Origin of the sequence: Actinomadura nitritigenes, from assembly GCF_017573545.1 — a bacterium.
GTDB lineage: Bacteria > Actinomycetota > Actinomycetes > Streptosporangiales > Streptosporangiaceae > Spirillospora > Spirillospora nitritigenes.
Map to the genome: position 1 here is coordinate 91,901 of NZ_JAGEOK010000011.1, position 26,637 is coordinate 118,537.

At 73.5% G+C, this 26,637-nt stretch carries 28 protein-coding genes; 17 read left to right on the plus strand and 11 right to left on the minus strand.

Annotated elements, in window-relative coordinates; all coding sequences use genetic code 11:
- The first annotated feature begins 28 nt into the window (after positions 1-28).
- Together J4557_RS18445 and J4557_RS51680 are read left to right on the plus strand one after the other, a co-directional pair.
- Positions 29-1,498 (plus strand): dihydroorotase, encoded by a 1,470-nt coding sequence (locus tag J4557_RS18445; RefSeq protein ID WP_208267955.1) that lies wholly within the window; start codon positions 29-31, stop codon positions 1,496-1,498.
- 20 nt (positions 1,499-1,518) lie between these two features.
- Entirely contained in the window at positions 1,519-2,295 is a 777-nt protein-coding gene (locus tag J4557_RS51680) for an IclR family transcriptional regulator (protein ID WP_208267956.1), read from the plus strand.
- Here J4557_RS51680 and J4557_RS18455 read toward each other — a convergent pair.
- The gene (locus J4557_RS18455) at positions 2,267-3,019 is read right to left on the minus strand and encodes a metallophosphoesterase (protein WP_208267957.1); all 753 of its coding nucleotides are present in this window, start codon (positions 3,017-3,019) and stop codon (positions 2,267-2,269) included. The two genes, J4557_RS51680 and J4557_RS18455, sit on opposite strands and share 29 nt — an antisense overlap.
- A gap of 46 nt (positions 3,020-3,065) precedes the next feature.
- On the opposite strand from J4557_RS18455, the gene pdxR reads away from it, so the two are divergent.
- Together pdxR and bioB are read left to right on the plus strand one after the other, a co-directional pair.
- Positions 3,066-4,607: a MocR-like pyridoxine biosynthesis transcription factor PdxR gene (gene pdxR, locus J4557_RS18465; RefSeq protein ID WP_243775977.1), complete on the plus strand. Its 1,542-nt coding sequence runs from the start codon at positions 3,066-3,068 to the stop codon at positions 4,605-4,607.
- A gap of 63 nt (positions 4,608-4,670) precedes the next feature.
- A complete protein-coding gene (gene bioB / locus J4557_RS18470) occupies positions 4,671-5,732 on the plus strand; it encodes a biotin synthase BioB (RefSeq protein WP_208267958.1) in 1,062 nt (353 codons plus the stop codon).
- 18 nt (positions 5,733-5,750) lie between these two features.
- On the opposite strand, the gene J4557_RS18475 is transcribed toward bioB, so the two are convergent.
- Positions 5,751-7,313, minus strand: a complete 1,563-nt coding sequence (locus J4557_RS18475; protein ID WP_208267959.1) for a GMC oxidoreductase — start codon at positions 7,311-7,313, stop codon at positions 5,751-5,753.
- 160 nt (positions 7,314-7,473) lie between these two features.
- Between J4557_RS18475 and J4557_RS18480 the strand changes: the two genes are divergently transcribed.
- Complete coding sequence (locus tag J4557_RS18480) at positions 7,474-8,433, plus strand: phosphotransferase family protein (RefSeq protein ID WP_208267960.1); 960 nt, start codon at positions 7,474-7,476, stop codon at positions 8,431-8,433.
- A gap of 18 nt (positions 8,434-8,451) precedes the next feature.
- Here J4557_RS18480 and J4557_RS18485 read toward each other — a convergent pair whose 3' ends face one another.
- The gene (locus tag J4557_RS18485) at positions 8,452-9,327 is read right to left on the minus strand and encodes an SDR family NAD(P)-dependent oxidoreductase (protein ID WP_243775978.1); all 876 of its coding nucleotides are present in this window, start codon (positions 9,325-9,327) and stop codon (positions 8,452-8,454) included.
- Between the two features lie 89 nt (positions 9,328-9,416).
- On the opposite strand from J4557_RS18485, the gene J4557_RS50960 reads away from it, so the two are divergent.
- The gene (locus tag J4557_RS50960; protein WP_208267961.1) at positions 9,417-10,007 is read left to right on the plus strand and encodes a TetR family transcriptional regulator; all 591 of its coding nucleotides are present in this window, start codon (positions 9,417-9,419) and stop codon (positions 10,005-10,007) included.
- Between the two features lie 12 nt (positions 10,008-10,019).
- On the opposite strand, the gene J4557_RS18495 is transcribed toward J4557_RS50960, so the two are convergent.
- On the minus strand, positions 10,020-10,673 hold the full coding sequence (locus J4557_RS18495; RefSeq protein WP_307799962.1) for an ATP-binding protein: 654 nt from the start codon (positions 10,671-10,673) through the stop codon (positions 10,020-10,022).
- A gap of 26 nt (positions 10,674-10,699) precedes the next feature.
- On the opposite strand from J4557_RS18495, the gene J4557_RS18500 reads away from it, so the two are divergent.
- The 3 genes from J4557_RS18500 to J4557_RS49680 are packed head-to-tail and all read left to right on the plus strand — an operon-like array spanning position 10,700 to position 11,972.
- Entirely contained in the window at positions 10,700-11,560 is an 861-nt protein-coding gene (locus J4557_RS18500) for a helix-turn-helix domain-containing protein (protein ID WP_208267963.1), read from the plus strand.
- Complete coding sequence (locus J4557_RS18505; RefSeq protein ID WP_208267964.1) at positions 11,557-11,769, plus strand: DUF397 domain-containing protein; 213 nt, start codon at positions 11,557-11,559, stop codon at positions 11,767-11,769. Before J4557_RS18500 ends, J4557_RS18505 begins: the two co-directional genes overlap by 4 nt.
- Positions 11,766-11,972, plus strand: a complete 207-nt coding sequence (locus J4557_RS49680; protein ID WP_208267965.1) for a DUF397 domain-containing protein — start codon at positions 11,766-11,768, stop codon at positions 11,970-11,972. Before J4557_RS18505 ends, J4557_RS49680 begins: the two co-directional genes overlap by 4 nt.
- 35 nt (positions 11,973-12,007) lie before the next feature.
- Here J4557_RS49680 and J4557_RS18515 read toward each other — a convergent pair whose 3' ends face one another.
- Complete coding sequence (locus tag J4557_RS18515) at positions 12,008-13,081, minus strand: LacI family DNA-binding transcriptional regulator (RefSeq protein WP_208267966.1); 1,074 nt, start codon at positions 13,079-13,081, stop codon at positions 12,008-12,010.
- A gap of 37 nt (positions 13,082-13,118) precedes the next feature.
- Between J4557_RS18515 and J4557_RS18520 the strand changes: the two genes are divergently transcribed.
- Complete coding sequence (locus J4557_RS18520) at positions 13,119-14,309, plus strand: MFS transporter (RefSeq protein WP_208267967.1); 1,191 nt, start codon at positions 13,119-13,121, stop codon at positions 14,307-14,309.
- 51 nt (positions 14,310-14,360) lie between these two features.
- Here the strand turns inward: J4557_RS18520 and J4557_RS18525 are convergent, their stop codons facing one another.
- A complete protein-coding gene (locus J4557_RS18525; protein ID WP_208267968.1) occupies positions 14,361-14,954 on the minus strand; it encodes a TetR/AcrR family transcriptional regulator in 594 nt (197 codons plus the stop codon).
- A gap of 50 nt (positions 14,955-15,004) precedes the next feature.
- Here J4557_RS18525 and J4557_RS18530 point away from each other — a divergent pair, with 50 nt between their 5' ends.
- The 4 genes from J4557_RS18530 (at position 15,005) to J4557_RS18545 (ending at position 18,424) form a co-directional block, all read left to right on the plus strand.
- Positions 15,005-15,835, plus strand: coding sequence for a class I SAM-dependent methyltransferase (locus J4557_RS18530; RefSeq protein ID WP_208267969.1), 831 nt, complete (start codon positions 15,005-15,007; stop codon positions 15,833-15,835).
- 328 nt (positions 15,836-16,163) lie between these two features.
- A complete protein-coding gene (locus J4557_RS18535) occupies positions 16,164-17,021 on the plus strand; it encodes a hypothetical protein (RefSeq protein WP_208267970.1) in 858 nt (285 codons plus the stop codon).
- Positions 17,022-17,099: 78 nt separating this feature from the next.
- Entirely contained in the window at positions 17,100-17,654 is a 555-nt protein-coding gene (locus tag J4557_RS18540; protein WP_208267971.1) for a PadR family transcriptional regulator, read from the plus strand.
- Positions 17,654-18,424: an SGNH/GDSL hydrolase family protein gene (locus J4557_RS18545; RefSeq protein WP_208267972.1), complete on the plus strand. Its 771-nt coding sequence runs from the start codon at positions 17,654-17,656 to the stop codon at positions 18,422-18,424. Before J4557_RS18540 ends, J4557_RS18545 begins: the two co-directional genes overlap by 1 nt.
- Positions 18,425-18,426: 2 nt before the next feature.
- Here the strand turns inward: J4557_RS18545 and J4557_RS18550 are convergent, their stop codons facing one another.
- Both J4557_RS18550 and J4557_RS18555 read right to left on the minus strand, forming a co-directional pair.
- Positions 18,427-19,053 carry a TetR/AcrR family transcriptional regulator gene (locus J4557_RS18550; protein WP_208267973.1) on the minus strand — a complete coding sequence of 209 codons (627 nt, stop codon included), beginning with the start codon at positions 19,051-19,053 and terminating at the stop codon, positions 18,427-18,429.
- A gap of 74 nt (positions 19,054-19,127) precedes the next feature.
- Positions 19,128-19,583 carry a MarR family winged helix-turn-helix transcriptional regulator gene (locus J4557_RS18555; RefSeq protein WP_208267974.1) on the minus strand — a complete coding sequence of 152 codons (456 nt, stop codon included), beginning with the start codon at positions 19,581-19,583 and terminating at the stop codon, positions 19,128-19,130.
- An 83-nt stretch (positions 19,584-19,666) separates the two neighbouring features.
- Here J4557_RS18555 and J4557_RS18560 point away from each other — a divergent pair, with 83 nt between their 5' ends.
- Positions 19,667-21,172, plus strand: a complete 1,506-nt coding sequence (locus J4557_RS18560; protein WP_208267975.1) for an MDR family MFS transporter — start codon at positions 19,667-19,669, stop codon at positions 21,170-21,172.
- A 57-nt stretch (positions 21,173-21,229) separates the two neighbouring features.
- On the opposite strand, the gene J4557_RS18565 is transcribed toward J4557_RS18560, so the two are convergent.
- From J4557_RS18565 to J4557_RS18575, 3 genes are all read right to left on the minus strand, one after another.
- Positions 21,230-21,895 carry a response regulator transcription factor gene (locus tag J4557_RS18565; protein ID WP_208267976.1) on the minus strand — a complete coding sequence of 222 codons (666 nt, stop codon included), beginning with the start codon at positions 21,893-21,895 and terminating at the stop codon, positions 21,230-21,232.
- Between the two features lie 30 nt (positions 21,896-21,925).
- Positions 21,926-22,351 (minus strand): pyridoxamine 5'-phosphate oxidase family protein, encoded by a 426-nt coding sequence (locus tag J4557_RS18570; RefSeq protein WP_243775979.1) that lies wholly within the window; start codon positions 22,349-22,351, stop codon positions 21,926-21,928.
- An 82-nt stretch (positions 22,352-22,433) separates the two neighbouring features.
- Positions 22,434-23,642 (minus strand): sensor histidine kinase, encoded by a 1,209-nt coding sequence (locus tag J4557_RS18575; protein ID WP_208267977.1) that lies wholly within the window; start codon positions 23,640-23,642, stop codon positions 22,434-22,436.
- 256 nt (positions 23,643-23,898) lie between these two features.
- Between J4557_RS18575 and J4557_RS18580 the strand changes: the two genes are divergently transcribed.
- Positions 23,899-25,080, plus strand: a complete 1,182-nt coding sequence (locus J4557_RS18580; RefSeq protein WP_208267978.1) for a serine hydrolase domain-containing protein — start codon at positions 23,899-23,901, stop codon at positions 25,078-25,080.
- Positions 25,077-26,624, plus strand: coding sequence for an alpha/beta hydrolase (locus J4557_RS18585; RefSeq protein WP_208267979.1), 1,548 nt, complete (start codon positions 25,077-25,079; stop codon positions 26,622-26,624). Before J4557_RS18580 ends, J4557_RS18585 begins: the two co-directional genes overlap by 4 nt.
- Positions 26,625-26,637 lie beyond the last annotated feature (13 nt).

Consider the following 26,637-nt stretch of genomic DNA (forward strand, 5'->3'; position numbering starts at 1 on the left):
CCGCCCCACGACACTGAGGAGAGATGAATTGGCCACGACCGAGCTGCTGCTGAAGAACGTGCGGGTGGTCCGTCCCGACGCTCCCGAGGGCGCCGAGCCCGAGCGCCTCGACATCGCCGTCAACGACGGCACCATCGTCCGCCTTGCTCCCGGTCTCCCCGATGACGACGCCGCGACGGTGGTCGACGGCGGCGGCAAGCTGGCGTTCCCCGGCGTGGTGGACGCGCACCAGCACTGGGGCATCTACAACGAGCTGGCGGCCGACACCCGCTCGGAGAGCCGCGCCAGCGCCCAGGGCGGCGTCACCACCTCGCTGACCTACATGCGGACCGGGCAGTACTACCTGAACAAGGGCGGCCCGTACCGCGAGTTCTTCCCCGAGGTGCTGAGCGCCGCGAGCGGCAACGCCTATGTCGACTACGCGTTCCACCTCGCGCCGATGATGGCCGAGCACATCGAGGAGATCCCGTACCTCGTCGAGGAGCACGGCGTCACCTCGTTCAAGATCTTCATGTTCTACGGAAGCCACGGGCTGCACGGCCGCTCCACCAGCCAGAGCGAGTTCCTGATGACGCCGCCGGACGAGCGGTACGACATCGCGCACTTCGAGTTCGTCATGCGCGGCATCCAGAAGGCCCGCGAGCAGCTGTCCGACTACGCCGACCACATCTCGCTGTCGCTGCACTGCGAGACCGCCGAGATCATGACGGCGTACACCAAGATGGTCGAGAAGGAGGGCGAGCTCACCGGCCTGCGCGCCTACAGCGCCTCGCGCCCGCCGCACTCGGAGGGCCTCGCCGTCACCATCGCCTCCTACCTCGCGCACGAGACGGGCCTGCCGAACATCAACCTGCTGCACCTGTCGTCGGAGAAGGCGCTGTCGGCGGCGCTGACCATGGCGTCGGCGTTCCCGCACATCGACTTCCGCCGCGAGGTCACCATCGGGCACCTGCTCGCCGACGTCGACACCGCGCACGGCCTCGGCGGCAAGGTCAACCCGCCGCTGCGCGACCGCGAGGACGTCGAGGCGCTCTGGCGGCACGTCCTCGCCGGAGAGGTCGACTGGGTCGTCAGCGACCACGCCTGCTGCCGCGACGAGATGAAGTTCGGCGCCGACCGCGACGACGTCTTCCTCGCCAAGTCCGGGTTCGGCGGCGCCGAGTACCTGCTGCCCGGCCTGGTCGGCGAGGGCGTCAAGCGGGGGCTGCCGCTCCAGCAGGTCGCGCGGCTGACCTCGTGGAACCCGGCCCGCCGCTACGGCCTGCTCACCAAGGGGACCATCGCCGAGGGCTACGACGCCGACATCGCGCTGGTCGACCCGGACGTGTCCTGGACGGTCCGCGCCGCCGACTCCGAGTCCACGCAGGAGTACACCCCGTTCGAGGGCTTCCCGATGACGGCGAAGGTCACCGACACGTTCGTGCGCGGCAACCACGTGTACTCCGGCGGGAAGGTGCTCGGCGACCCGGTCGGCAAGTACCTGCGGCGCGGCCGCTGACGGCTCCCTAGGATCATCGGGTGACCAACCAGACCGCAGAACGGCAGTCGTCCGGCACCGAGGTGGCCGGCCGGGTCGCCGACGTGCTGCTGCTGTTCGCCGGGGGGCCGCAGTACCTCGGCGTCAGCGCGATCAGCCGGGAGCTCGGCATCTCCAAGGCCGTCGTGCACCGCATCCTGCGGTCGCTGGTGTCGCGGGAGATGCTGGAGGCCGACCCCGGCGGGTACCGGCTCGGGCCCGCCGCCGTCGCGCTCGGCGTCAGCGCGCTGCGCCGGTTCAACGTCCGCAACGCCGCCGCGCCGGTGCTGCGCCGGCTGCGCGACGAGACCGGCGAGACGACGACGCTGTCCGGGCTGGTCGCCGACGAGCGGGTCTACCTCGACCAGTTCGAGAGCCCGCACGAGGTCAAGATGACCGTCGAGGTCGGCCGCCGGTTCCCGCTGCACGCGGGCTCCTCGGGCAAGGTGATCCTCGCCTTCCTGCCCGAGGAGCGCCGCGAGGCGCTGCTGGCCCGCCCGCTGGCCGCGCTGACCCCCGGCACCGTCACCGACGTGGCGGCGCTGCGCGCCCAGCTCGCCGAGACGGCCCGCGAGGGCGTCGGCGTCTCGCTGGGGGAGCGGCAGGCCGACGCCGGATCGGTCGCCGCGCCGCTGTTCGGCCCGGACGGCGGGGTGCACGGCTCGATCAGCGTCTGCGGCCCCCGGCACCGCTTCACCCCGGAGGCCGTGGAGCGGTACCGGTCGCTCGTCCGCGACGCGGCGGAGGAGATCACGCGGACGTGGACGACCCACCGGTGACCGCCCGGTAGTGGGTCGTGAGGCGCCGCTCGTCGTCCAGCGTGTGGAACGCGACGCCGGGCGGCGCCTCGTGGTCGGCGACGGCGCCGGCCTGCCCGGGGAGCCGGATCGTGGAGACGACCCCCGGCGCCACCAGCAGCGGCCGCCCGGCGAACGTGGTGGCCGCGGCCGTGTGCGCGTGCCCGCACAGCACGGCCACCACCTGCGGGTGCCGGTCGAGCACGGCGGCGAGCCGGTCCTCCCCGAACAGCCGGATCCCGTCCACGTACGGGACGCCGAGCGTCACCGGCGGATGGTGGAGGCAGACGAACGCCGGGGCGCCGGGACGGTCGCCGAGCACGCCGTCCAGCCAGCCGAGCGTCTCGTCGGCGAGGTACCCGTGGTCCTCCCCGGGGACGGACGAGTCGCACATGGCGAAGACCGCGCCCCCGACCTCGTGCACCCGGTCGACGGGCCCGCCGGACGGCTCCTCGCCGAGCAGCACCTTCCGGAACGCCTCCCGCCGGTCGTGGTTGCCGGGGCAGGTCAGCACGGGGTGCGGAGACCGGAGGACCTCCCGGGCCTCCTCGTACTCGGCGGGCGCGCCGTGGTCGGCGACGTCCCCGGTGACGAGGACGGCGTCGAGCGGCAGGCCGTCCAGGTGGCGCATGACGCGGCGGGCGCGTTCGCCGGCGCGTTCCCCGCCGTCGAGATGGGTGTCGCTGAGCTGCGCGAAAGTGATCATGCCGCGAATCTAGGCGGCGACCGGACCAACCTTAAGATCCAGTTCCATGGCGGAAGACTGGACCAGTTCGAGCGTCGACCTGCACCTGGAGCTCGGCCCGGCCGGCGGGCGCCGGGACGCCCTCGAACGCGCCCTCCGCGACGCGATCAGGTGCGGGCGCCTCGCGCCGGGCGCGGTCGTCCCGTCGACGCGCGCCCTCGCCGCCCAGCTCGGCGTCTCGCGCGGCACCGTGACGGCCGCCTACGACCAGCTGATCGCCGAGGGCTACCTGACGGCCCGCCAGGGCGCCGCGACCCGTGTCGCCGAGATCCGTTCCGCCGAGACCCGTTCCGAGGAGATCCGTTCCGCCGAGACCCGTTCCGAGGAGATCCGTTCCGCCGAGACCCGTTCCGCGGAGATCCGTTCTGCGGAGACCGGGCAGCCCGCGCCCGGGAGGCCCGCGCCCGCGCCGGCACCGCCCGGCGGTCCCGTCTGGGCCGGTTCGTGGGCGACCGCCGGAACGGTCGCGCACGACCTGCGGCCCGGCCGTCCCGACCTCGGCACCTTCCCCGCGTCGGCCTGGCTGCGCTCGACGCGCCGCGTGCTGACCGCGGCGGGGCCGGAGGCGCACGCGCTCAGTGACCCGCGCGGGCGGCCCGAACTGCGCGACGCCCTCGCCGGCTACCTGCGGCGCGTCCGGGGCGTCGAGGCCGATCCGGGCCGGATCGTGATCACGTCCGGGTACGCGCAGGGGCTCGGCCTGCTCGCCCGCGTCCTCGGCGACGCCGGGACGTCCGCGGTCGCCATGGAGGAGCCGGGCCATCCGTACCACCGCATGATCGTCGACCGCGCCGGCCTCCGGGTCGTCCCGCTGCCGGTGGACGGCCTCGGCGCCCGCACGGACCTGCCCGTGGACGCCGGCGCCGCGGTGCTGACCCCGGCGCACCAGTACCCGTCCGGGGCCACGCTCGCCCCGGAACGCCGCCGCGCCGCGGCCGCATGGGCGCGCGACACCGGCGGGCTCGTCGTCGAGGACGACTACGACGGGGAGTTCCGCTACGACCGCCAGCCCGTCGGCTCCCTGCAGGGCACCGCGCCGGGCCGCGTCGTCTACGCGGGCACCGCCTCCAAGACCCTCGCACCGGCGCTGCGGCTGGCCTGGCTGGTGCTGCCCGCCGCCCTGGTCGAGCCGGTCGCGGAGGCCAAGCGCCTCGCCGACGCGCACACCCCGTCGCTCGGGCAGCTCGTCCTCGCCGACCTGATCAGCGGCCACGCCTACGACCGGCACGTGCGCGCCGCCCGGCTGCGCTACCGGCGCCGGCGGGACGAACTGGTCGCGGCGCTGCGGCGGCGGGCGCCGCACGTGCGGGTGCTGGGCGTCGCGGCCGGGCTGCACGCCCTCGTCCTGCTCCCGGACGACGGCCCCGGCGAGACCGAGATCATGGCGCGGGCGGCGGCCCGCGGCCTCGCTCTCCAGCCGCTCGGCGAGTTCTGGCAGCGGCCGGACGGGCGCCCGCCCGGCCTCGTCGTCGGCTACAGCACCCCGCTGCGGTCCGGGTACCCCGCCGCGCTCGAGGCGCTCTGCTCCGTCCTGCGATACAAAGCCTGATCGGTCCGGTTTGTCGGCCCTGCTCATCAACACCGCGGGGCGCTTCTGCGAGGATCCTCTGTCATGAGCCTTCTCGAGACCCTGGCCGGCAAGGGACTGCGGCGCGAGCCGCCGACGCGGGACGAGGCGCTGGCGGTGCTGGCGACGTCCGACGACGACATCCTCGACGTGGTGGCCGCCGCCGGCCGCGTCCGCCGGCACTGGTTCGGCCGCCGTGTCAAGCTGAACTACCTGGTCAACCTCAAGTCCGGGCTGTGCCCCGAGGACTGCTCGTACTGCTCGCAGCGGCTCGGCTCCCAGGCCGACGTCCTCAAGTACACGTGGCTGAAGCCCGAGGAGGCCGCCGACGCGGCCGCCGCCGGGATGGCGGCGGGCGCCAAGCGGGTCTGCCTGGTCGCCAGCGGCCGCGGCCCCACCGACCGCGACGTCGAGCGCGTCGCCGACACCATCGCCGCGATCAAGGAGCGCGGCGACGTGGAGATCTGCGCCTGCCTCGGCCTGCTCCGCGACGGCCAGGGCGAGCGCCTCGCCGAGGCCGGCGCGCACGCCTACAACCACAACCTCAACACCTCCGAGGGCGTGTACGGCGACATCTGCACCACCCACGACTTCAGCGACCGGCAGGACACCGTCCAGAAGTCGAAGGACGCCGGCCTGTCCCCGTGCTCGGGCCTCATCGCCGGGATGGGGGAGACCGACGAGGACCTCGTCGACGTCGCGTTCGCGCTCCGGGACCTCGGCGTGGACTCGGTCCCCGTCAACTTCCTGATCCCGTTCGACGGCACGCCCCTCGCCGAGCGGTGGGCGCTCACCCCGCAGCGCTGCCTGCGCATCCTCGCGATGGTCCGGTTCGTCCACCCGGACGTGGAGGTCCGGCTCGCCGGCGGCCGCGAGATCCACCTGCGCAGCCTGCAGCCGCTCGCCCTGCACGTCGTCAACTCGATCTTCCTGGGCGACTACCTGACCAGCGAGGGCCAGGCCGGCAAGGCCGACCTGGAGATGATCGAGGACCTCGGCTTCGAGGTGGAGGGCGCCGACACGCCCAGCATGCCGGAGCACCGCCGCGCCGAGACGGTGTCCGTCCGCCGCCGCGGCGCCGGCACGGCGCTGCCGCCGAACGCCTGACCGGGGACCCGGGCGGCGTCAGCCGGCCTTGGCGATGATGTCGGCGATGCCGCGCTCGGCGAGCGCGGCGATCGTGAACGACGGATTCGCGCCGCCGACGCTGCCCGGGACCATCGACCCGTCCAGCGCGTACAGGCCCTTGTAGCCCTTCACCCGCCCGTACAGGTCGGACGAGGTGCCGAGCACGCACCCGCCCAGCGGATGCGCGGTCAGCGTCGCCGGCCACGTCACCGCGATCGGGACGGCGTCGGAGTTGGCGTGCATCACCTTGTTCACCCAGTCCGTCGCCGACTTCGCCGCCGCGTCCGCCTTGCCCGCCCAGTCCGACAGCTTCACCGTCCCGCTCGCCTTGTCGTAGCCGAACGCCGCGCGGTTCTCCAGGTCGGCGGTCATCACCAGTGTCTGCACGATCGGCAGGCCCTGCGCCTCGATGAGCTGCCAGCTCTCCACCCGCATCGGCAGCTCGAACTCCCCGTCCACGAAGACGGTGGACGCGCTCGGCGCGCCCTGGCTCGGCCCCGCCGGGCCCGCGTAGCTGTACCCCGCGTACTGGTCGCCGTTGTCGCCGAACCCCGTCCCCACCGACGCGTCCAGGTCGGGCAGCGCGCCCGTCTCCCGCGCCGCGACGAGCAGCCGGTTGGTGTTGAGCGTCCCGGCGCACAGGAAGAGCATGTCGCAGGTGTACTCGACGGTGTCGAGGGTCTTGCCCGCGGTGTCGAGATGCCGGACGGCCAGCCGGTACCTGCCGTCCGTCCCGATGCCGATGGACTTCACTTCGCTCATCGTCTGGAACCGCACCTTCCCGGTGGCCTTCGCCGCCGGGATGTAGTTCACCGTCAGGCTGTTCTTGGCGCCGTCGCTGCACCCGAAGTCGGCCTCGCCCGCGATGGCGGACGGACGCACCGTCCCGGCCAGTTCGCTGCGCAGGACGTCCCAGTTGAACATCGACATCAGCTTCTCGGACGTGTAGCCGGCCTTCGCGACGTGCTGGTCCCACACCCGCGAATGCGTGAACGGCGCCGACCCGTAGACGTCGTCCGGCATCACGGTCGGCTTCAGCACCGACCGCACCTTCGGATACCACGTCGACGCCATCTCCTGATAGGTGATGTCCGCCGGGAACAGCTTCTCGAAGTACTTCTGCGGCGGCGCCACCGTCGCGCACGTGTACACCAGCGATCCGCCGCCGAGCCCCGCGCCGCACGCGATGTTCAGGTTCTTCTCGTTCGAGACCTCCATGACGCCCGCGTAGGGCGTCATCGGGAACGGCAGGACCATCGGCCAGTCCGCGTAATTGCGGAACCAGAACATCTTCTCGCTGTAGTTCAGCTGCGACCCGAAGACCGCCTTCTGCGGGTCCGTCGCCCATTCCTGCCCGCGTTCGAGGACGAGCGTGTCCACGCCGGCCTGGCCGAGGCGGCACGCGCTGATCGATCCGCCGAAGCCGGACCCCACCACGATCGCCTTGTAGTCGGTCCTCTCCGCCGCCGACGCTGGGCGCCCGAGCGCCCCGCCCAGCGCGACGGCCAGCCCGCTTCCGGCGGACACCTGCAGGAACGAACGGCGACTGAGCGTGCTCATGGGAAGACCTCCGGCCTCGGGGTGGTTGCCGGAAACTGTCGCCCACGCCCGGCGATCGCGTAATGAACCTCGCCGCCAACTTCCGCGCGGGTCGTTGTGAGCCGCCTGACAGAAACAAATGCCGTTGCGCCCGTCCGGGCGTCCTCGGCAGCATGCTCGGATGACACCACCACCCGCGACCGGTCGCCGCCTGCCCTGGGAGGCGATCCCCGCCGCGCTGCGCGCGGACGTCGAGAAGCACCTCGGCGGCGGCGTGGTGGAGGCCGCCACGCAGCCCGGCGGGTTCTCCCCGGGCGTCGCCGCCCGCCTCCGCCTCGCCGACGGCCGCCGCGCGTTCGTCAAGGCCGTCGGCCCGGCGCCGAACCCCGACAGCCCCGCCATCCACCGCGCCGAGGCGGCCATCGCCGCCGCCCTCCCGGACGACGCGCCCACGCCCGCCTTCCTCGGCTCGTTCGACCGCGACGGCTGGGTCGTCCTGCTGTTCGAGGACATCGACGGCACCCCGCCCGCCCAGCCATGGGTCCCCGACGAGCTGGCCCGCACCCTGGACGCCGTCGCCGACCTGGCCCGCACCCTGACGCCCGCGCCCCTCCCCGCGCCGCCCGCCGAGGAGCGCTTCGCGGACGAGTTCCAGGGCTGGCGGCACCTCCTCGCCGCCCACCGCCGGGGCGACGACGACCTGGCCGGGCTCGAACTGTGGGCGGCGCGGCACCTCCCGACCCTCGCCGCCGCCGAGCCCGGCTGGCCCGCAGCCGTCTCCGGCACCACCCTCGCCCACGCCGACCTGCGCGCGGACAACCTGCTCCTCACCCCGGACCGCGTGGTCGTCGTCGACTGGCCGTGGGCGTGCCGCGCGGCGCCGTGGTTCGACCTGATGCTCTTCCTCCCCAGCGTCCGCATGCAGGGCGGCCCGCCCTGCGAGGACCTCTTCGCCGCCCACCCGGTCGCCCGCCGCGCCGATGCCGACGCGGTGACGACCGCCCTCGTCGCCTGGTCCGGCTTCCTCATCGGGAACGGCCGCCGCCCACCACCGCCCGGCCTGCCCACCCTCCGCGACTTCCAGACCGCCCAGGGCACCGCCGCCCTCGAATGGCTCAGAACCCGGACGAACTGGCTCTGAGAGCGGTTCGGACGCCGTTCACGGCGCGATGCCGCTGTGCCGTTCGCACCGGTCCCAGACGGCGTCGCACACGGATTCGTCGAGGACGCTCGCGGGCCAGGGCGTGCGCTCAGCCTTGGCGTTGACGTAGACGCCGGTGACGTTCCGCATCTCCGGGCTGGTGGCCAGGTGAACGGTGGAACGGGTGGGCCTGGCCATATCGTTCATCAGGCGCGGACCCAGGAAGCGCAGCAACGGCACCAGGGGCCGGTAGACGAAGGGGAACGCGGCGGCGGTCATGGCCCGGTTGCCCGGGGTGTAGGCGTGTCCGGGGTAGGCCACGTTGACGGTGACGCCTTCATCGGCGACGCGGGCGGCGAAACGGCGACTCATCGCCATCAGCGCGGTCTTGGCCTGGTTGTACTGGGAGAACGTCCAACCGACAAAGCGCTTCTCCGCCTCGAGATTGGACGGGTCGACCGGTCCACCGGGGATCCCGCCGGTCAGGTTCACCACGCGCGCGTCAGAGGCGGCGCGCAGGAGGGGCAGGAGCAGGCAGGTCAACGCGTACGGTGCGAGGACGTTCACGGCGAAGGTCGCCTCCACCCCGTCTTCGGTGAGCGTGCGCGGCGCGACGACGCCGCCCAGATTGTTGACGAGCACGTCCAGGCGGTCGTGTCGCGCCCTCATCTCGTCCGCGAGCGCGTGCAGTCCGGCGAGACGCGACAGATCCGCGGTCACACTGCTCACCCCCGTGCCGTTGCCGCCGAGTTCGCGGGCGGCGGCTTCCGCGCGCACGCGATCGCGCCCGACCACGACGACCCGCGCGCCCATCGCGACGAGCGCCCGCGCGGTCTCCTTGCCGATCCCTCCCGTGCCGCCCGTGACCAGGACGGTCTTGCTGTGCATCGTCATCGCTCTCCTTCACCGCCGTGCAGGTGACCTGCATCGTATGTCACCGAGTGACATGTATGACATTGCACGCCAGAAACTATCCTTGGTGCATGGACGACGCGGAACGGGCGGGGTTGCGGGAACGGACGAGGCGCGCGGTGCGGGCCGAACTGGCGGAGCTCGCGCTGCGCCTGTTCGTCGAACGCGGCTATGAGGAGACGACGGTCGACGACATCGCGGTGGCCGCCGGACTCTCCAAGCGCAGCTTCTTCCGCTATTTCCCGTCCAAGGAGGACGTGGTCTTCGGTGACGTCGAGGAACTGGCCGGCCGGGTCGCCGAGGCCGTCCGCGCGCGCCCGGCGGAAGAGCCGCCCTGGGCGGTGCTCCGGGCCGTCCTGCGCGAGTGGGGAGAGCGAATCCAATCCGCGCAGGGGGATGCGGCGGTACTGCGGCTGATCGAGTCCAGCCCGGCGTTGCGCGCGCGCCTGAACCAGCGGCGCGACGCGATGCGGGACCGGGTCGCCATCGCGCTGTGCGAGCGGCCCGACTCCGGGCTCGACGCGTTCACGGCCGACCTGCTCACCGGCTGCGCCGCAGTGGCGCTGGACGCCGCGAACCGCGAATGGCTCCGCTGCGACGGGGCCGCCGACCGCACCGACTTGATCGACCGGGCGTTCGACGTGATGGCCCCCGCGTCCTGACGGAAGCGCCGATCACGTGAGCGGGCGCGGGCCGCCCGCCGTCGCGCGGACCCCCGATCCCCGGTCGGCCGGGAACTCGGCCCACACCGTCGTGCCGGGGCCGTCCGGGCGGTGGCCCCACGTATGCGCGAGCGCGGCGACGATGTGCAGGCCGCGCCCGCTCTCGCCGTCCGGCTCGCTCCGCACGACCGGCCGCGCGCCGCCCGCGCCGTCATCGGTCACCTCGGCGCGCAGGACCCCGCGTCCCGCCCACAGCGCGATCGTGATCTTCCCGCCCTTCCCGGACGCGGTGTGCCGGATGCCGTTGGCCGCCAGCTCGTCCACCACCAGCGCCATGTCCGCGAGCAATTCCGACCCCGGGGAGATGTGCCCGGGAACCAGCGTGTCCCGCAGAAAAAGCCGAGCATAAGGGACGGAACGGTCAACTCCGGGAAGCGTGAGCGCCCCCAGAAGCTCCATGCCGTTCTCCGTGCCCGTCCATGCATATCGAGCCTTGCCGGATGCCATCGTTTCCTTCCTCTCTTCGACACCCGCAAGAGTCACGGCACCCCACCGTCTCAGCAAGATGCTTCCGGCAGATGAGAGGTATTCGAAGGGCCGCCCATAGAGAAGGTGAACGTGCGAAGAACGAATATTTCTAACTTCTCGCTGGAGCGAGGCGATCATGTACGCAGTGTGACAACGTGCGGGTCATGGGATACGACCGGCAGACCTACCGCCGCCGGAAGATCGGCGACTCGCTGCGCATGTTCCGGGAAAGCCTCGGCCTGACCCAGACCGCCGCGTGCCGACTCCTCGACCGCTCGCAGGCATCGCTCAGCGCTTACGAGAACGGCCACCGCGCCATTCGCCCCCGCGACCTCAAACACATTCTGGACGTTTACGGCGTCACGGACGACCTCGTCCGCAGCCGGCTCCTCTCCCTCGCCGCCCAGGGCCGCCAGGACGGCTGGTGGCACGACTTCGACGAACGCCTCGCCCCGGGGGTCGTCGACTTCGCCTCCCTCGAAGCCGACTCGGCGACCGTCTACGGCTTCGAGCCCTACCTGGTTCACGGGCTGGTGCAGACCGTGGGCTACGCCCGAGCGGCCATAGGCGGCTCGGGTACAGCGCTCCGACGCAAGCCGCCAGAGATCGAAACTGACGTCAGGTTCCGTATGAACCGACAGAAAGTTCATTACCGCGCTTGCCCTCCGGAGATCATCGTCGTGCTCGGCGAGGCGGCACTCCGACAGCGCATGGGTGGCCTCCAGGTCATGCGCGACCAACTCTTCAAGCTGATCGAGACGGCGGAACTGCCTCACATCGAACTCCGGATCCTCCCTTTCTCAGTGGAGAGCCATCCAGGGTTGGACGGTGCTTTCACGATCATGGGTGTAGGTCCGGAGGGATTGCTGGAAGTGGTCGCTCTACACAGTTTGACCCGCACTTGGTACGTGGACGAGCCCGCGGACGTCGAGCACTACAAGCGCACCTTCGACCTCCTACGTGAGGCATCTCTGCCCAAAAAAGATTCCAGGGCGCTGATCAAACGGATAGTGTCCGAACTATGAGGGAGCAGACCGTCCGCGTCGATAAATGGCGGACCAGCAGTTACAGTGGTGGCTCAGGAACTGCATGTGTACAGGTGGGAGCCTTGAGGTGGAAGCGTACTGTTGCTGCACGTGACTCAAAGGATCCGTCCGGACCGGTGTTGACGTTCGGTCCGGGGGAGTGGCGGGCGTTCCTAGATGACGTGAAGCGGGGTGCTCACGACCTGTGAGCGGGCAGGAGACGTCCACAGCGCGGTGGCGCACCAGCAGTCATAACTCCGGTCAGGGAACTGAGTGCGTCGAGGTCGGGGGCATGGCGCAGCGGGTAGTGGCGCGGGACTCGAAGGATCCGTCAGGGCCTGTGCTGGCTTTCAGCACGGGAGAGTGGGCGCTGTTCCTCGGGGACGTCAAGCGTGGCCGGTACGACGCTTAGCGGACGTGGTCTGACCGCGAGGCGGAAGCAGTCCCTCAGGAGGGCGCCGCCGCCTCCTCTCCAGGGCGGGTGCTGGTCCGGCGGACGATGGACCACGTCGCGGCCTCAGGGTCGGGTTCCTCGCCCAGTGCCGCTCGCGCGCAGGCCGCGCCCTGCTCGCGCAGCGATTGCGCGACGGTCGTCAGCCCCAGCCGGGCCGCCACCGCCGCGTCGTCCCACCCGGTCACCGCCACGTCCCCGGGGACGGTGCGGCCGGCCGCGCGGACCGCGTGCACGACCCCGGCCGCCTGCTGGTCGCTCATCGCGGCGATCGCGTCGGGCGGCTCGGGGGAGGCCAGCAGGGCCGCCGCGAGCCGCTCGGCTTCGGCCCCGTCGTTGCGCGAGCAAACCGCGACGGTCACGTCCTGCCAGGCGATACCGGCGTCCTCGGCCGCGCGCCGGTAGCCCTCCAGCCGCTCGCGCGTCACGGGGAACAGCACGTCCGCCGGATCGGTGCCCGTGGTGATCGTGCTGATCCGGTCCCGGGAGAGCGGGAAGCTCACCACCGCCGGACGTTCCGCGCCCGCGAACGCGATCGCGCCGACCGCGCGGGCCGCCGCGCGGTTGTCGATGCCCACCAGCCCGATCCCGGGGACCGCCGGGCCTCCGTGCACCACCGCGGGACGCTTCACGGCCTGGACGGCCGACAGGACCGGGTCGTCGTCGGAGGTGGTCCAGACGACGAACCCGTCCACGGCGGCCTCGGCGATCCGCCGGCCGTCGTCGGCGGCGCCCGTGATCGGCAGGATCGTCATGCCGTACCCGCGGTCGGCGCAGACGTCGGCGATCCCCGCGAGGAAGGACGCCGCCTCCGGGTCCTCGAAGGCGTAGCTCAGATGCTCGCCCATGACGACGCCGAGCGTGCGAGTGCTGCCGCGGCGCAGCGACCGGGCGCTCGGGTCGGGACCGGCGTACCCGAGCCGCGCCGCCGCGTCGAGCACCTTCGACCGCGCCAGCTCCGACACGCGCTCCGGCCGGTTGTAGGCGTAGGAGGCGGTCATGACCGACACGCCGGCCAGCTCGGCCACCTGCGCGAGCGTCACCCGCTTCGAACCCGCCGACGATTCCATGGCGACCAGCCTAACCAGGCTGTGTATCGTTACACACATGTCGGATACGCCCGCTTGGTCGCCTCGCCGCCTGATCGCTGCGGCGATCGTGGCCTTCGCGGCGTTCGGCGCGTTCTGGGGAGTGTGGGGCGCCTCCGTGCCGCGCGTGCAGCGGCAGGCCGGGCTCGACGACGGCGGGCTCGGCTTCGCGCTGCTGTTCGTCGGCGCGGGCGCCCTCCCGTCGATGCTGCTCATGGGCAGGGCGCTCGATCGATGGGGGCCGAGGATCGCGGGCGTGGCCATCGCCGCCCTCGGCTGCGCCGGCGCCGGGATGGTGCTGACCGCGGTGAACCTGGCGTCCCTGTGCGCCGGGCTCGCCGTCGTCGGCGCCACCAGCGGAGCGGCGGACGTGGCCATGAACGCGGTCGCGGGCCGCGCCGAGAGGACGGCCGGCCGTCCCGTCATCACCCGCGCCCACGGAGTCTTCTCGGGCCTCGTGGTCCTGGCGAGCCTCGCGACCGGGTCGGTCGCGTCGCTGCCGGTCGCGGTGCCGTTCGCGGCCGTGGCCGTCGTCTCTCTGGCGGCGGGAGCCGCCCTGGTCAGAGCCTTGGGGGCCGGGAGCGCCGGTCAGGCGCGCGAGCACGTCGCCGAAGCGGAACCGGCTCCTTCCGGACGGGCCCGGCTCGTCCCGTTCGTGCTCATCGGGACGCTGGGCGCGCTCGGATTCGCCGCTGAGAACGCCCACGAGAGCTGGAGCGCGGTCTTCGCCCACGACGAACTCCATTCGGGCGCCGGGCTGAGCGCCGTCGCACCCGCCGTGTTCGCCGGAGTGGTCGCGGTCACCCGGTTCGCCATCGGCGGGCTCGGGGCCGCCCATGCCCGCGCCGTCCTCCTCGGCGGCGCGACGGCCGCCGCGATCGGCGCGGCCCTCATCGCGGCGGCGCCCACGCTGCTCGTCGCGGCGGCGGGGCTCGCGGTGGCCGCCGCCGGCACCGCGGTGCTGTTCCCCACCCTGCTCGGCATCGTCGCCCGCGACGTCCGGGAATCCGGCCGCGGCCGCGCGACGTCCGTCGTCTCGACCGTGTCCTACCTCGGATTCCTCCTCGGCCCGGTCTACGTCGGGCTGTGGGCCGACGCGGTGGGACTGCGCGGAGCGATGCTCGCGATCGCGGCCCTGGCCGCCGCCCTGCTCGTCCTCACCCCGGCGCTCCTGCGTGTGAGCGGCCTCGGTCACCGCGCGGCTCGTTGAGTTCTGCGGTGTCGCCCTTCTCTCCGGCCGCGTGAGGCGGGACGCCGCGCCTCATCGGTCGCGGACGACCCCGGCGACGGTCGTGGCGACGACCTTGCGGACGGCCTCCGGGCTCGGGCGGGGGCCGGTCCGGTCGGCGAACACCAGGTGCCCCGCGCCGACCAGCATCGGCGCGAGGGTGTCCACGTCGGCGTCGGCGGCGATGCGCCCGAGGCCGCGTTCGGCGGCGAGATAGGACGCGATCATGGTGACCGCCTCGGTGGCCAGCGGGACCCCCGTCGGCCTGGTCGCGCGGAGCTTCGCGCGCAGCTCGTCCCGCGACGTGATGAGGGCGACGATCGCGACGGCGACCGTCTCGAACACCTCGGTCAGGGCCTCGGCGAGGTTGCCGACGACGGTCCCGGTCCCGGCCCGCTCGCACAGGTCCGCCTCCTGGGCCCGGACGCGCGCGATGCGGTCCTCGACGAGCTCGGCGAGGAAGGTGTCGAAGTCGCTGAAGTGCCGGTGCAGCACGCCCTTGGCGCATCCGGCCTCGGTGGTGACGGCACGGCTGGTCAGCGCGTTCGGCCCGTCGCGGAGCAGGACGCGCTCGGCCGCGTCGAACAGTTGCTGCCGCGCGTCCCGCAGGGCCACCCCGGTCGGCACAGTGCACCTCTCCTTGACTTAGTGGGCGGTCGCCCACTTATAGTGGGCGCATGACCACTCTACCGCCGGAGCCCCCGCGTCCCGCCCCTCACCAGTACCGGGAGGTGGCCGAGTCGTTCGGCGCCGACACCGAGCGCTACGACCGCACCCGCCCCCGCTACCCGGACGCCCTGATCGAGCGGATCGTCGCGGACAGCCCCGGCCGCGACGTCCTCGACGTCGGCTGCGGCACCGGCATCGAGGCGCGGCAACTCCAGGCGGCCGGGTGCCGGGTGCTCGGCGTGGAGCCCGACGCGCGGATGGCCGCGTTCGCGCGCGGCACCGGCGTCGAGGTCGAGGTGGCCACGATCGAGGACTGGGACCCGGCCGGCCGGACGTTCGACGCGGTCGTCGCCGGAACCGCCTGGCACTGGGTCGACCCGGTCGCCGGCGCCGCGAAGGCCGCCCGCGTGCTGCGGCCCGGCGGCCGCCTCGCCGTGTTCTGGCACGTGTTCCAGCTGCCGGCCGAGGTCACCGAGGCGTTCGCCGCGGCCTACCAGCGCGTGGCGCCGGACTCGCCGTTCGACATGCAGGCGGCCAGGCGCGCGGCGAGGCAGGGGCTGGACGCCTACCAGCCGATGCTCGACAAGGCCGCCGCCGGGTTCGAGGAGGCGGGTGGATTCGCCGCCCCCGAACAGTGGCGCTTCGAGTGGGAGCGCACCTACACCCGCGACGAGTGGCTGGACCAGATGCCGACCCAGGGCACCCTCACCCGGCTTTCCGCGGACCAGGTCGCTGAGGTGCTGGACGGCGTCGGCGCCGCCATCGACGCGCTGGGCGGCGCCTTCACCATGCCCTACGCCACCGTCGCCGCCACCGCCGTCCGCCGCCCGCTCGGATAAACGGCTTGCCGGGGCATGCCATTCTGGGACCCATGATCGAGAGAATCGAGTCCTCCGCCCGCCGGTGAGCGAGCGCACCGAGCCGGGACCGCTCGGAGACCAGTGCAGCCTGTACGATCACGCCCTCCGCCTTCACCGGCTGGATCCAGACGCGCCACTGCCTCGCGACGGGATGCCGTATCCCGACGAGGACCGGCATGGGCGACGGCGCCCTCGGAGTTCCGCGAAGGATCAACGCGGTCGCGGCAGGGCGGCGGCCGCGATCCTCGACGCGTATCTCGCCCGGCCGGACGCCCCTCCCGAGGACCTGGTCCGGGCCTTCCACGAGGTGGACGTCCCGATCCACCGCAACGAGCACATCAGTGCGGCCGCGCTGCGCGCCGATCCGCGGCTCGTCCGGCGGACCGGGCGATGGCTCGTCAGGCACGGCCCGGACCGTTGCTCGGTGCTGATCGGCCTGGCACTGCTGGCGACGGACCGGGCGGAGGAGGACATCCCGCTCGTCCGCACCATCGGCCTGCTCTCCGACACCTTCGGGGCCCTGGCCGCCGACGCGCTCGAACGCCGGAGGGGCGGCACCGCCGCCCTCCTCTGGCTCGCCGAACGCGTCGGCGGCTGGGGGCGCGTGTACGTCGTCGAGGCGCTCTGCCGCCGGGCCGGGGCCGAGGTCCGCTCCTGGCTGCTGAGGCGAGCGTGCGACGGCGACTTCCTGAACGGGTACTTCGCGGGCCGTGTCGCCACCGCCGCCCACCTCCACGAGGCGATCACCGGTGACGCGCCGGACGACGAGCTCATCGACCACACCGGCCGCCTGCTGGCGATCATGGCCGGCTGCGAGGGCATGGGCATGACCTGGGACGGCTACCCGCCGGTTCGCCATGTCCTGGCGGCTCATGCCGAACATCTCGCTGGTCAGCGGCCGTCCTGGGTGCGCTACTCGCACGCCGCGCACATCGGCGATCACCTGGCGGTCGGCGACCCCGGCCGCTTCGGGCTCGCGTCCGGGCAGCGGGACGACCTCCTCGCTCGCTATCTGGACGTGCTCCGCGACCCCGCATGGTCCGCGGCGGCGCGGGCCGCGGTGGACCACGACGCCCCCTACTTCGCGTGGTTCGCCTCGACCATCGCCGCGCGGCTGTGCCTGCCGGCCTTCGCCGATCCCGGCGGACCGGAGGACGGCGGGTGAGCGCCGGGGGAGCGTGGTGATGATCACATCTGCGGGTACTCAACAATTTGAGTAATCGCGCGGGGTTATGGTCAGGGCATGTCGTTGCGTCATGCGGTGATGGCCGCGCTGCTGGAGGGCGAGGCGTCGGGGTACGACCTGGCCAAGGGATTCGACGCGTCGGTGGCCAACTTCTGGATGGCCACCCCGCAGCAGCTGTACCGGGAGCTCGACCGGATGCGCGAGGACGGCCTGGTCGAGGCGCGGGTCGTCGAGCAGGAGCGGCGGCCGAACAAGCGGCTGTTCTCGCTGACCGAGGAGGGGCGGCGGGAGCTGCGGGAGTTCACCGCCGGGCCGCCGCGCCCCGGGGCGATCCGCGACGAGATGATGGTCATGGTGCAGGCCGTCGACGCCGGGGACGCCGAGGGCGTGCGCACCGCCGTCGAGGAGCGGGTGGAGTGGGCGCGGGCGAAGATCGCCCGGTTCGAGCGGCTGCGGGCGAGGCTGCTGGGCGGCCGCACCGAGGAGGAGTTCCTCGCGCACGCCGAGCGCGTCGGGCCCTACCTGACGCTGATGCGCGGCCTGGCGTTCGAGCGCGAGAACGAGCGGTGGGGCGAGTGGGCCCTGGCCGTATTGAGGCAGCGGGTCGGCTGATGGGGTACCTCCGGTACGTCGCGGTGGGGGACAGCCAGACCGAGGGCCTCAACGACGGTGACGAGCTGACCGGGTACCGGGGATGGGCGGACCGGCTCGCGGAGCTGCTCGCCGCGCAGGACGCCGGTGTCCGCTACGCCAACCTCGCGGTGCGCGGGCGGCTCGCGGCGGGGGTGCGGGCGGAGCAGACCGAGGCGGCGCTCGCCCTGCGACCGGACCTGGTCACCGTCATGGCGGGGATGAACGACCTGGTCCGGCCCGGTTTCGACGCACGGGCCGTGGCCGCCGAGCTGGAGGCGATGCTGGCGGCGTTCACCGGGGCCGGGGCGCGGGTGGTCACGTTCACCTTCCCCGACGTCGCGAAGATCGCGCCGCTGGTGCGGCACCTGCGGCCGCGGGTGGTGGACCTCAACGAGCGCATCCGGACGGCCGCCGGCCGGCACGGCGCGCTGGTGGTGGACACGTTCCCGCATCCCGTGACGACGGACCCGCGGCTGTGGAGCCCCGACCGCATCCACGCGAGCCCGCTCGGGCACGCGCGCATCGCCGCGGCGGCCGCGCACGCGCTGGGCCTGCCGGGCGGCGACACGTCCTGGTCCGCCGCGCTCCCGCCGCTGCCGCCCGTCCCGCCGTTGCGCCGGGCGGGCACGGAGGCCGCCTGGGCGGGCCGGTTCCTGGGGCCGTGGGTCGTCCGGCGGCTGCGCGGACGCTCCTCGGGCGACGGCCGCACCGCGAAGCGGCCCCGGCTCGAACCGGTCGTCCTGCCCTGAGGTCAGCGGTCCGCCCCGTCGGGCAGGGTGAGCATCCGTTCCAGGAGCGTGTGCAGGTGGGCGCGGAAACGCTCCAGCTCGTCCGGTGAGATGTTCCGGTAGGGGCCGTCGGTGTCGGACTCCGCCCCCGTGCGCGTGCCGAGCGCCCGCTGGCTGAGGAAACCGGAGATGACCCAGGGGAACGTCCAGATCGTCAGGTCGAGGTCGATGTCGCCGGGGACCGCCTCCCGCAGCGCCTCGGCGACCCCGCCGAGCCGCGGCCGGACGTACAGCTCGTCCAGGTCGGCGGTGTCGGCGGCGTCGCCGGTCCGGCGGTGCAGCCACAGGCCGAGGTACTCGGGGTGCGCGGCGTAGAAGTCGAGGTACCGGTCCACCAGCCGCTCGACGCCCTGCCGGGTCGGTGTGAAGTCGCCGACGGCGCCGCCGACCGCCCGCTTCTCGGCGTCGGTGGCCCGGCGCATCACCTTCCGGTACAGCTCGGTCTTGCCACCGGTCAGGCGGTCGACGGTGGCGGGGTCGACCCCCGCCGCGTCCGCGATCAGGCGCGGCGACGTCCCGTCGAACCCGAGTTCGGCGAACAGCCGGGTGGCGGCGTCGATGATCCGATCGAGGTCCGCGTCGGCGCTCATGCTTCCGACGTTAGCCGCGGACGGCGGCGAACCGTTTCCGGCAAGGTCATGGACCGGCCAAATCGCGGTCGCGGTCAGTCTTCGTAGGCGTCGACGAAGCGGGCGAGCAGCCGCGCGAACTCGGCGCGCTCGCCGTCGCTCCAGTCGCGCATGGCCTTGGCGAAGTGCTCCTGGCGGGTGCGGCGGGTCGCCGCGACGACGGACCGGCCCGCCGGGGTCAGCTCCAGGTGGATGCGGCGGCCGTCCTCCTGGGACGCGACGCGGCGGACGTACCCGGACTTGACGGCCTCGGCGACGATGCGGCTGCCGCGCGAGGCGTCGACGCCGAGGCGGGTGGCGACCAGGCCGACGCTCATCTCCTGGCCGGGCCCGTCGGGGCCCTCGTCCACGACGTCCACGACGTGCAGGACCTGCACGTCGACGGGGAGGTTGTGGTCCCGGATCGCCGCCCTGCCGAGCCGCTGCCGGGACATGCCGCGCCGCAGCTTGACCATGTTCCGCTCGACGGCGTCCAGTGCCTCGTCGGTCATGCCGCCCAGTCTAGTCCGGTTGCGTCCCTCATATTGCTGTGCTTAGCATCTATCTGCCTTAAGCATATGAATGAGAGGTGCACATGACGATCGCCCATGACGCGCCGGCGGGCATGAGCCGCCGGCACCGGGTCCTGGTGTTCGGCGGGCTGATGCTCGCCGGGCTGATGTCGTCCCTGGACGCAACGGTCCTCGGCACCGCGCTGCCGACGATCGTCGGCGACCTCGGCGGGCTGGACCGGCTCGCCTGGGTCTCCACCGCGTACGTGCTGGCCACCAGCGTCACCGTCCCGCTGTCCGGACGGCTCGGGGACCTGTTCGGCCGCCGCCCGATCCTCCTCGTCGGGCTGATCGGGTTCCTGGCAGGCTCGGCGGCGTGCGGGGCGGCGCCCTCGATGGACGCGCTGATCGCGTTCCGCGTCGTCCAGGGAGCGGCCGCCGGGTGCCTGATGAGCTCGATGTTCGCGCTGACGGGCGAGCTGTTCGAGCCGCGCGAACGGGCCCGCTACCAGGGCTACTCGGCGCTGATCTTCGCGGTGTCCAGCATTGCGGGGCCGCTGGTCGGCGGCTTCCTCACCGACCACGCGTCCTGGAGGTGGGTCTTCTACGTCAACCTGCCGCTCGGCATGGCCGCCACCGCGATCACCCTGGCGTTCCTGCGGCTGCCGAAGCCGGACCGGCGACCCCGGATCGACTACGCGGGCATCGCCGTGCTCGGCGCCGCCGTCACCTGCTTCACGCTCCTCACCAGCTGGGCAGGGACCCGGTACGCGTGGGACTCGGCGGAAATCCGCGCGCTCGCCGCCGGGTCGGTGGTGCTGTTCGCCGCCTGGGTGCTCGTGGAGCGCCGCGCCGCCGAGGCGATCATCCCGCCGCGGCTGTTCCGCGACCGGTCGTTCGCGGTGGCGTGCGCCGTCGCCGCGGTCGGCGGCGCGACCGGCTTCGGGCTCGCCACGTACCTGCCCATGTTCTTCCAGGTCGTCGGGGGAGTCGGCGCCACCGAGTCCGGGCTCCTGCTGCTGCCGATGATGATCGGCCTGCTGGTCGCCTCGATGGGCGCCGGACGGTACATCGCGCGGACCGGCCGCTACCACCGGCTGCCCGCCGCCAGCATGGCGATCAGCGCCGTCGGCGTCGCCCTGCTCGCCACCATGGACGTGCGCACCGGCCTCGTCACCGCCGGGCTCTACATGACCGTCCTCGGCTTCGGGGCGGGCTTGTCGCAGCAGGTCGTCATGCTGATCGCGCAGAACGCGGCGCCGAAGCGGGACCTCGGCGCCGCGAGCTCCGGCGTGTTCGCGTCCCGCATGCTCGGCACCGCCGCCGGGATGGCGGTGTTCGGCGGCATCGTCTCCAGCCGGTTCGCCGAGGAGATCGGGCGCCGCGTCCCGGCCGGGAGGGTGCCCGCCTTCGGTGACGCCGTCCGGCCCGAAGTGCTCGACACCCTCCCCGGGCCGGTCCGGCACGGCGTCGCCGAAGCCTTCGCGCAGGCGTTCTCCGACCTGTTCCTCACCGGCCTGCCGCTCCTGGCGGTCGGCCTGGCGGCGGCGGTGCTGCTGCGGCACGTCCCGCTCGCCCCCCGCGAGTGACCGGCCGGACGGCGGGGACGTCCCGTTCCGCGCCCGCTCAGCGGCGGCGCCGCGCGGCTACCCGTCGAGATCGGCGTCGTTCACCAGCAGCGCGACCTGCACCCGGTTGTTCAGCTCCAGCTTGGTCAGCAGCCGCGACACGTACGCCTTCACCGTCGCGACGCTCAGCGAGAGCTCGCGGCCGATCTCGCTGTTGGTCTTGCCCTGCCCGACCCGCACCGCGACCGCCCGCTCGCCCTCGCTGAGCCGCTCCAGCAGCGCGCGGGCACGGGCCTTGCGCGGATCGGCGCCCGCCTCGGCGACGAACGACATCATCCGGCGCAGCACCGCCGGTGACAGCATCGGCTCCCCGGCGGCGACCTGCCGGATCGCCTGGATGATCTCCGGCGGCGGGGTGTGCTTGAGCAGGAACCCGCTCGCGCCCGCGCGCATCGCGCGCAGGATGTGGTCGTCGGTGTCGAACGTCGTCAGCAGGATGATCTCCGGCGGGTCGCGCCGCGCGCGGAGCAGCTCCGTGGCGGCCAGCCCGTCCAGCCGCGGCATCCGGATGTCCATCAGCACCACGTCCGGGCGGTGCTCGTTCACCGCGGGCACCGCCTCCGCGCCGTCCGCGACGTCCCCGACCACCTCCAGGTCACCGGCGCCCGCGAGCATCATCGACAGCCCCGCCCGGACGAGCGCGTCGTCGTCCACGATCAGCACACGGATGGGAGGGGAGTCCATCCCCCAACCCTATGGCCGCCGGGCCCGCTCCTACGGCCGCCGGAGCCGCCGACCGCTGACCTCCATCGCCGTCAGCCTGAACCACGCCTCCCGCTGGCCCCCGGCCCACGGGTCGACCCGGACCGCGCGCTCCTTCTCCTCGGCGCCGAGGGGTTTGGCGCCACCGCGCACCAGCACGCTCCACCCCTCGTGGGTGCTGTCCTGGAACGCGTCGACCTCGAACGCGGCCCGCACCTGCCCGCCCGGCACGGCGGTCAGCAGGCTCCGGTTGAGCCGGCCCTCCAGCGAGGTGCGGAACACCACCGATTCGCCGTCGACGGCGTAGTTCACCGGGATCACCGTCGGCCCTTCGCCGTCATCGAAGGCGATCCGACCGATGCCGCCCGGTGCGATGAGCCGCAGGCACTCCTGCCGGTCGAGTTCCTCCGGGACGGGACGTGCGGAGTCAGAAGCCATGTTCACGGCCATGCCCGCAACTCGCGGCGGCCATGCGTCCGACCTACCCGGACGTGCGCGGACGTGCCCGGACGACCGCGGCTCAGCCGGGGAGCGGCAGGCGGGCGCGCAGCCGGAACCGGCCGTCCCCGGTCCGGCCGTGCTCCAGCGTGCCGCCGAGCAGCGCCACCCGCTCGCCGAGCCCCACCAGCCCGGCGCCCGCGCCCGGCAGCGCCGCTGCGGGCGGCGGCCCGGGCGGGATCGGGTTCACGATCTCGATGGTCAGCGCCGTCCCGCCGGGCGCCTCGAGCGTCACCCGGACCCCCGCGCCCGGCGCGTGCTTGCGGGCGTTGGTCAGCCCCTCCTGCACGATCCGGTAGGCGTGCCGGCCGACCCGGACGGGGATCCCCGCCGGGTCGGGCACCCGGTCGTCCAGGACCACCTCGCTCCCGGCGGACGACGACTCCCGCACCAGGTCCGGGACGTCGGCGAGCGCGGGCTGCGGGCGGTCGGCGTCCGCGCCGCCGGGATCGCCGCGCAGCACCCCGATCACCTCGCGCAGGTCCTCCATCGCCTCGTAGGCGCTCTGCCGGATGACCCCGGCGGCGGCGCGCTGGTCGGCGGGCGCGTCCGGGCGGAACTCCAGCGCCCCCGCGTGCACCGCCAGCAGCGAGATCCGGTGCGCGAGGACGTCGTGCATCTCCCGCGCGATCCGCTCGCGCTCCAGCAGCCGCGCCTCCTCCACCCGCAGCCGCTGCCCCTCCTCGGCGGCGCGCGCCCGCTCCTCCATGGAGGCGATGAGCTGCCGCCGCGACCGCACCAGCATCCCCGTCGTGATCAGCACGGCGTAGATCAGGCCGAAGATGACGATGCCCTGGCGGAACTGGTCCCAGGGCGAGGTGATCCAGAACAGCGTGGTGATCAGCGCCATGTTCGCGGCGGCGACCGGAAGGAGGGTCCGCCAGGGCCGCAACATCGCCAGCGAGTACATGGCGGCGGCGGCCGTGCCCAGCGTCGAGGTGGCCGTCCACTGCGCGAACACCATCGTCACCGCGACGGCCACCGGGAAGCGCCGCCGGAACAGCAGCAGGAACACCAGGGAGGCCGCGCCGACCGACAGGTCCAGCGGCACGACGATCCGCTGGCCGGGCGTCGGGTCGTCCAGCGTCCCCTGGAGCAGCAGCAGGCCCAGCACCGCCGCCCCGGCGGTGACGCCGAGGTCGCCGAGCCAGTCCCGCCACGGGCGCCGCAGGTCGAGCGGGCCGGCGAGGCGGGACGGGCCGGTCGCGGGGGAGGGGCCGGCGGGGTCCATGCCGGCAACGCTAGCGAGCCCGCACCGGCCCGGGAGCGGTCCACGGTCGGCGCGGGCACCGACTTTGGTCGACGCTTCCACCGGATCAGCGGCGGCCGGGCCGGCCGGTGCCCGGCGGTCCCGGCGGCTGCGCCGATCGACTCGTCCGCCCCGGATGTGGGGCTGCCCCCACCATGGCCGTACCGGCCTGCCCGACGGCGAACCGGGGTGATCGCGTCACTGCGCCGGGGCCCGCGCGCGCCTAGCGTCGAAGCACATGACGACACCAGAACCGAGGCGCCGGCGGGCCGTCCGCCGGTCGGCGGTCGCCGCCGGCGCCGCCATCGCCGGGGCCGCGGCCTTCCCGGCGCCCGCGCACGCCCTCACTCCGCCCGGATGCGGCGACCACGCCGCCACCACCCGCGCCCTGCATCGCGTCACCGGCGTCGACGGGCTGACCGGCGCGACCGTCCGGATCGACGACCCGCGCTGCGTGACGTGGACGGCCGCGAGCGGGGTCGCCGACCGCCGTACGGGACGGCCGATGCCCACGGACCCGCGCGTGCGCATCGGCAGCATCACCAAGACGTTCACCGCCGTCACCGTCCTGCGGTTGGCCGCCGAGGGCCGCGTCTCGCTGGACGCGCCGGTCGCCCGCTACCTGCCCGGGTTCATCGACGCGAACGGCCACGACGGGCGGCACATCACCGTCCGGAGCCTGCTGCGCCACACCAGCGGCCTGCCCGACCACATGGACTCCTTCCAGAGCACGGACGAGTTCCGCTTCCGGCACTTCGAGCCCGAGGAGCTCGTGCGCCGGGCGCTGCGGCTCCCCGGCCCCGGCGGGGGATGGCACTACTCCACGACCAACTACGTCGTCGCGGGGCTGATCGTGGAGAAGGTCACCGGGCACCGCCTGGAGGACGAGACCGAGCGGCGGATCATCCGGCCGCTCGGCCTGCACGGCACGTACTGGCCCGGTGACGAGACCCGGATCAGGGGCCCGCACCCGCGCGGCTACGTCCGCGTCGAAGGCGACGGGCCGGTCCGCCGGGCCGACAGCACCGAGATGAACACGACGGTCGCCTGGGCCGGCGGTGCGCTGATCTCCACCCCGCGCGACGTGAACGCGTTCTACGGCGCGCTGCTCGGCGGGCACCTGCTGCCCGCGGGGATGCTCGCCCAGATGGAGCGGACCGTTCCCGCCGACACCGACCGCACGTGGCCGGGCGCCGCCTACGGGCTGGGGCTGATCGGGACGCCGCTGCGCTGCGGCGGCACCTGGTGGGGCCACGCCGGCGACATCGACGGGTTCACCACTCTCGCGGGCGTCGCGCCCGGCGGCCGCCGCGTCTCGATCGCCTTCAACGAGAACCCCGCCACGCAGGCGGCCTTCGACGACGAGCTGGACCTCGTCCAGACCGGCCTGTGCGACCGTCCCGGAACGGAGACGTCATGACCACGAGCAGGACCCGGGCCACGGCCGTGGCGGGACTGACGGCGACCGCCTTGGCGGCCTCCGTTCCGGCGGTGGCGAGCGCCGCGCCGGGCGTGTCCACCGAGGGCGGCCTCGGCCGCTACTACTCCCAGCACCTCACCTGGAAGACGTGCACGCTCGGCCCGGACGACGAGGTGGGGCGCGGCCTGGACGAGGCGGGCGCACGCTGCGCGGACGTGACCGTCCCGCTCGACTACGCCCGCCCGGGCGGCCGCACGATCAAGATCGCGATCTCCCGGCTCGCCGCGTCCGACCGCGCGCACCGCATCGGCACGATGGTGCTCAACGGCGGCGGCCCCGGCCCCGCCATCGACATGCCGCCCTACATGCGCGACCTCATGGGCGCCGCGGGCCCGCGCTACGACCTGATCGGCATGGACCCGCGCTCGCTCGGCCGCAGCGCCACGATCGACTGCGGCTGGCCCTCCGCCACCTGGATCAGGTCGGCGGGGGAGACCCGGCGCTCGTTCCAGCGGTCGGTCCGGTTCGCCCGCGACCTGGCCGCCCGCTGCGCCCGGACGAACGGCGCCGAGCTGCCCTACATCAGCACCCGCAACATCGCCCGCGACATGGACGTCGTCCGGGGCGCGCTCGGCGAAAGGAAGGTCTCCTACAACGGCGGCTCCTACGGCACCTACCTCGGCGCGGTCTACGCGACGATGTTCCCCGGCCGCCTCGACCGGACCGTCCTGGACAGCTCGGTCGACCCGCGGAGCTGGGGGCCGTCGCTGCTCGCCGGCACGGAGGACGCCAACGACCACGCGCTCGCGGACTGGGCGGCGTGGGCGGCGAAGCGCGACGCCGAGTACGGACTGGGCGGCACCCGGGCGGAGGTCCTGGCCGAGGTCCGCGCGATCGTCGACGCGTCCGCCCGCAGGCCCCTGAAGGTCGGCCGGCACCGCGTGGACGACTCGCTCGTCCCGGTCGTCCTGTTCGACTACCTCGGCGACGACGAGGACGCGGCACGGGCCGTCCTCGCCGAGGCGGTGCGGGTGTTCGGCGAGGCGGCGGCGGAGCGGCCGGCCCAGCCGGGCAAGGACCTCGACGAAGAGCTGGCGTTCCTGACCGACGGCGACGAGTCGCTCTACGGCAGCGGCCAGAGCGCGATCATCTGCGGGGACGCCGCGGCCCGCCGCGACCCGGAGTCGTACTGGCGCGACATCCAGCGGCACCGAGCGGCCAGCCCGGTCTTCGCCCCGCTCACCCGGGGCGTCAACCCGTGCGCGTTCTGGCCGGGCGGTCCGCGCGAACCCCTCACCGAGGTCGGCGGGCGGCTGCCCGCGCTGATGGTGGCGGCGACGGGCGACACCAGGACGATCTACGCGTCGAGCCGCGCGCTGCACGGGCTGCTGCCCGGCTCCCGCATGATCACGCTCGAGGGAGCGAACGTCCACGCCCCCTACCAGCGCGGATACAAGAACGACTGCGTGACCGGGCAGGTGAACGCGTACCTGCTGACCGGGCGGCTGCCCGCGCGCGACCTCACCTGCGCTCCGCAGGGCTGACGTAGGCCCGGCG